The organism is Marinobacter sp. UBA2498 (assembly GCF_002341575.1).
GTDB classification, from domain to species: Bacteria; Pseudomonadota; Gammaproteobacteria; order Pseudomonadales; family Oleiphilaceae; genus Marinobacter; species Marinobacter manganoxydans.
Window position 1 is genome coordinate 73178 of the sequence record NZ_DDOI01000063.1, and the last position, 4880, is coordinate 78057.

General features: G+C 58.3%; 6 protein-coding genes. 2 read left to right on the plus strand and 4 right to left on the minus strand.

From position 1 onward, the window contains the following. Positions 1-569: deoxyribodipyrimidine photo-lyase (locus B2W52_RS08355; RefSeq protein ID WP_286802436.1), on the minus strand; the 569-nt coding region annotated here is incomplete at its 3' end. 168 nt (positions 570-737) lie between these two features. On the opposite strand from B2W52_RS08355, the gene B2W52_RS08360 reads away from it, so the two are divergent. Then, positions 738-1850 carry an S-(hydroxymethyl)glutathione dehydrogenase/class III alcohol dehydrogenase gene (locus tag B2W52_RS08360; protein WP_008177162.1) on the plus strand — a complete coding sequence of 371 codons (1113 nt, stop codon included), beginning with the start codon at positions 738-740 and terminating at the stop codon, positions 1848-1850. 38 nt (positions 1851-1888) lie between these two features. Here B2W52_RS08360 and B2W52_RS08365 read toward each other — a convergent pair whose 3' ends face one another. Continuing rightward, positions 1889-2914, minus strand: coding sequence for a peptidoglycan -binding protein (locus B2W52_RS08365; protein ID WP_008177163.1), 1026 nt, complete (start codon positions 2912-2914; stop codon positions 1889-1891). Further along, positions 2911-3639 carry a MotA/TolQ/ExbB proton channel family protein gene (locus B2W52_RS08370; protein WP_014579156.1) on the minus strand — a complete coding sequence of 243 codons (729 nt, stop codon included), beginning with the start codon at positions 3637-3639 and terminating at the stop codon, positions 2911-2913. Before B2W52_RS08370 ends, B2W52_RS08365 begins: the two co-directional genes overlap by 4 nt. Before the next feature lie 95 nt (positions 3640-3734). Between B2W52_RS08370 and B2W52_RS08375 the strand changes: the two genes are divergently transcribed. Next, entirely contained in the window at positions 3735-4181 is a 447-nt protein-coding gene (locus tag B2W52_RS08375; protein ID WP_008177165.1) for an acyl-CoA thioesterase, read from the plus strand. A gap of 69 nt (positions 4182-4250) precedes the next feature. Here B2W52_RS08375 and B2W52_RS08380 read toward each other — a convergent pair. After that, positions 4251-4880: type 1 glutamine amidotransferase domain-containing protein (locus B2W52_RS08380; protein ID WP_286802442.1), on the minus strand; the 630-nt coding region annotated here is incomplete at its 5' end.

A 4880-nucleotide genomic window follows, 5' to 3' on the forward strand; every position in this document is an offset into this window, starting at 1 on the left:
GGGCAGTCGCCGCGATTGTCCTCCGGGAATCCCGGCGGTGGTGGTAGGGCCGTCAGGGTGCGGATTCGCAAGCGCTCTGAACAGCGATCTCCGGTTTTCTCAACTTGCTTCCGGAACTGGGAGAAGGTATCCGGCAACTCCCCGAGCGCCATCGGCAGGGAACCCTCGGTGAACAGGCTCAGAGTCTCGAATTGCTGGAATACTGCCTTGGGCAGCCTGTCCTTGATGGCTTGCCACTGACCGGCCTCCTGGGTACCCGGAAGTCGGGAGCGGACAATCCGTTCAATGCTGTGGGCGTGCGCAAGTTGGGGAATGACCGTTTCCGGCTCACCAAAGGCGATGTGGAGCCGCTGGCCCAGTGGTCGAAGGCTGCGTTCCAACGCCATCAGGCTCTGCCAAAGAAAGCGCCACCGATGATCCCCCATGGCCTTGCTCTGCAGGGGACCGGGCGCAAACCAGCGCGGATCGACCACATAGAGGCAGAGCAGCATGTCGGACTTCGAGGCCGCCAGCAACGAAGCGTTATCGTGCAGGCGAAGATCCCGCGTAAACCAGTAAAGCGTGCGCAACGTAAGAGCTCCTCTCTCGGTATCTGTCAGCTGTGAGAAGATACGAGCCAGTTCCGAAAAAGATTTCGCCGCCCATCTGGTTGCGCACTTCGTCTAGAATGAACGAACAGCCGGCACATCGTGGCGTGAAATCCAAAACACAGATCCGAATTCAACAGGAGTCCGACAGTGATTAAATCCCGTGCAGCGGTGGCTTTTGAGGCCAACAAGCCGCTAGAAATTGTCGAAGTCGATGTGGCGCCGCCCCAGGAGGGCGAGGTTCTGGTGCGCATCGTTGCCACCGGTGTTTGTCATACCGACGCCTACACCCTGTCTGGTGCTGACCCTGAAGGCCTGTTCCCGACCATTCTGGGCCACGAAGGTGGCGGTGTTGTCGAGGCGGTCGGACCCGGCGTCAAAAACCTGGAAGTGGGTGACCACGTGATTCCGCTCTACACGGCCGAATGCGGCGAGTGCAAGTTCTGCACCTCTGGCAAGACCAATCTGTGTGGTGCCGTGCGTGCGACCCAGGGCAAGGGCGTGATGCCCGACGGTACCTCCCGTTTCTCCTACAACGGTCAGCCACTCTATCATTACATGGGCTGCTCCACGTTTTCCGAATACACGGTACTGCCGGAAATCTCCCTGGCCAAAATTCCCAAGGAAGCGCCCCTGGACAAGGTATGCCTGCTTGGCTGCGGCGTCACCACCGGCATCGGCGCGGTACTGAACACTGCCAAGGTTGAGGAAGGCGCCACTGTTGCCATCTTCGGCCTGGGTGGCATCGGCCTGGCGGCGATCATCGGAGCCAAGATGGCCAAGGCGGGCCGGATTATCGGCGTCGACATCAATCCGGGCAAATTCGACATCGCCAAACAGCTGGGTGCCACCGATGTGGTTAATCCCAACGACTACGACAAGCCGATTCAGGAAGTGATTGTCGACATGACCGACGGCGGCGCCGACTACACCTTCGAATGCGTAGGCAACGTGAAACTGATGCGCGCAGCGCTTGAGGCCTGCCACAAAGGCTGGGGTGAATCCACTATCATCGGTGTTGCCGGTGCCGGCGAGGAAATCAGCACCCGTCCGTTCCAGTTGGTTACGGGCCGGGTCTGGCGTGGTTCAGCCTTTGGCGGTGTGAAAGGTCGTACCGAGCTGCCGGGCTATGTGGAAAAAGCCGAAAAGGGTGAGATCCCGCTGGATGTGTTCATTACCCATGAAATGCCGTTGGAAGACATCAACAAGGCGTTTGACCTGATGCATGAGGGTAAGAGCATTCGGACGGTTATTCATTTCTGATCGCCGACTGATCGGGCGCAGTACTATGCTGCGCCCGATCAACGATCCGTGAGCTTCAGCTCAATCCTCCGGTTTCTCTGCAACGCCTCCGGAGAGGTGCCTTCCGCTACCGGGAAGAACTCGCCAAATCCAGCCGCCGCCATGCGCCGTTCCGGTACACCCTGCGCTGCAAGGTAGCGCACGACTGCCACGGCACGGGCGGTGGACAGCTCCCAGTTCGAGGGGAATCTCGGGGTATTGATAGGTATGACATCGGTATGACCATCAATCCTCAGGATCCAGTCTACGTCCTCGGGAATCTTGGCGGAAACATCCAGCAGTAGTTTGGCAAGCTTGTCGAGCTCCTGCCGGCCTTCCTCGCCCAGTTCCGCCGAGGCGGAAGCAAACAGCAGCTCGGAGGGCAGCAGGAACCGGTCGCCGACGATCCGGACATTCTCGTTGCCTGCCAGAATATCCCGCAACCGGGCAAAGAACTCGGACTGATACTGTTCGAGTTGGTTGACGCGCTCGGCCAGTAGGGTGTTCAGCCGTCTGCTGACCTGTTCCAGTTCCTGCTCCTTGTCGGCGGTCATCTGTTCCTGGAGCTCCAGCGCCGAGGCAATCTGCCTGAGTTGCTCTCGCAAGGAGGCTATCTGATTCGACAGCCTCAGGATCATCGCCTGCTGGCTGGCCGATATATCGTCTTTCTCGTCAATCGACTCTTCCATGCTGGCCAGTCGCTCCGATTGCGCATCGGCCATGGCGGTTTGCCGCATCAGTTGTTCACGGGTGGATTCCAACTGACCGACCAGACTGTTGTTCCGCTCCTGAAGGCTGGTTAACTGATTTTCCAGTGCCTCGCTTCTGTTTTCTTCCAGGCCGAGCAATTCCGAGAGCTCGTTCAACTGGGCATTGAGTCGGGCGAGCTGGGTATCCCGGTCAGAGAGTGTCTGGGACAGGTAGAGCTGGCTGACCACATAGACCAGCAGCATGAATATGACCAGCATCAGCAGAGCCGACAGGGCATCCACATATCCCGGCCAGACGTTGGTGGTGCTTCGGCTTCGGCGCCTGGAACCGATCATGACAGGTCTTTCTCGTCGTCTATCCGGTCCACGAGGTTGGTCACACCTGTCAGCCACTCCTCCAGGCCGTCATAAAAGCGGTTCTGGGCATGGCCGGCCTGGATATCCAGGAAGCCCAGTATCAGTGAGCCGCCCAATCCCAGCAGAGAGGAGCTGAACGCGGTGCCCATGCCCTCAAGCGGCGTAAGCAGGCCTTCCTGAAGCTCCGCAAACACCTTGCCGAAGTCTTCCTGGCTCATATCCAGTCCGGTGATGACCTGGCCGACCGAGTTGATGGTGCCCAGCAGGCCCCAGAAAGTACCCAGCAGGCCGAGGAAGACCAGCAGGCTGATGAAATAGCGCGTGATTTCCCGCTGTTCGTCCATGCGGGAGTGGATACCATCGAGCACGGTTCGAAGGGAAAGGGTAGACAGTGTGAACCGGTCCTTGGTTGCATCCTCGCCGAGCTGTCTTGCCAGCGGCTTCAGCAACTTGGGCTCCTGAACCACCGAAAGGCCGGCGTGTCCGGTTCTGAACTGAGCGATCCACTTCAGTTCCGGAAACAGCACGAACACCTGCCGGTAGGTGAGGGCGATGCCGATGATCAGAACCCCGAGAATCAGCAGATTGAAAACCCAGTTGGCCATAAAGGCCGAAATCAGGGGCTTGTGGATCAGGGCGCCGACGATGACGACCACGCCGAGGAACAGCGTCATCCAGAAAAGGGTGTGCTTGGGGTTGCTCATAGCGATGGCCAGCTTTTTTGAGATATTCCTCAAAACGTTAGCACAGATATGAGAAGCTGTTGGCGACAGTAACTGAACTTTAATCGGAGCGCGTCATGGCTGGTGAGTTGCCTTTCCGTTTTCGCTTCCGGGTTCGCTATGGTGAATGCGATGCCCAGGGCGTGGTGTTCAACGCACGTTATGCGGATTTCGTTGATATTGCTGTCAACGAATACATTCGCACCCTGTTTGGCGATTATCAGCACCTGCTGGATCAGGACCTGGATATCCAGGTTGTGAGCCTGACGGTGAACTGGAAGGCCCCGGCGAAGTTTGACGATGTTCTGGAAGCCCGCATTCGCGCCGGGCGAATCGGAAACACCTCATTTACCCTGCATCTGGAGTTTTTCCGGTATGGGGATGACGGATATATCGCCGATGCGGACGTCACCTATGTGCTGATTCAGCCTTCGGTGATGGGCAAGGTGGCGATACCGGATCACATTCGTCAATTGCTGGAGCGGGGCGCTCCGTGCGAGTTGATCAGTCACGCAGGGGAGTAGGCTGGAAGCAAAAAAGAAGGCCAGATGAAATTCATCTGGCCCTGGATTCATCCTGCAGTTACTGCCGGATCAGGCCTCTTGGAGAGCCTGCACAACGGCCTTCGCTGCCCCCTCGGAAGAGGCCGGGTTTTGCCCGGTAATCAGCTTGCCGTCCACCACGATGTGCGGTGCCCAGTCGTCACCGCGGGTGTAGGTGGCGGTGTTTTCCTTCAGCATGTCTTCCAGCAGGAAAGGCACCACGCCGCTAAGGCCAACCGCTTCTTCCTCGCTGTTGGTGAAGCCTGTTACTTCCCGGCCGCCAACGATGTTCTGGCCCGGTTTCACTTCCACGTTTTTGAACACGGCTGGTGCGTGGCAAACTGCACCAATCACCTTGTCCTGCTCGTAGGCTGTCTTGATCAGGGCAATGGACTTGTCGTCGTTAACCAGGTCCCAGAGCGGGCCGTGACCACCTGGATAGAAAATCGCGTCGTATTCATTCATGTCCACGTCGCTCAGCTTTTTAGTGCTGGCGAGGGATTCCTTGGCATGGGCATCCTGCTGGAACCGACGCGTGGTCTCGGTCAGCGCTTCGTCGGCCTCGCTGTTGGGGTCGACTGGCGGCTGGCCACCCTTCGGTGAGGCAATGGTGATGTCTGTGCCGGCATCCCGGAAAACGTAGTAAGGCGCGGTGAACTCTTCGAGCCAGAAGCCGGTCTT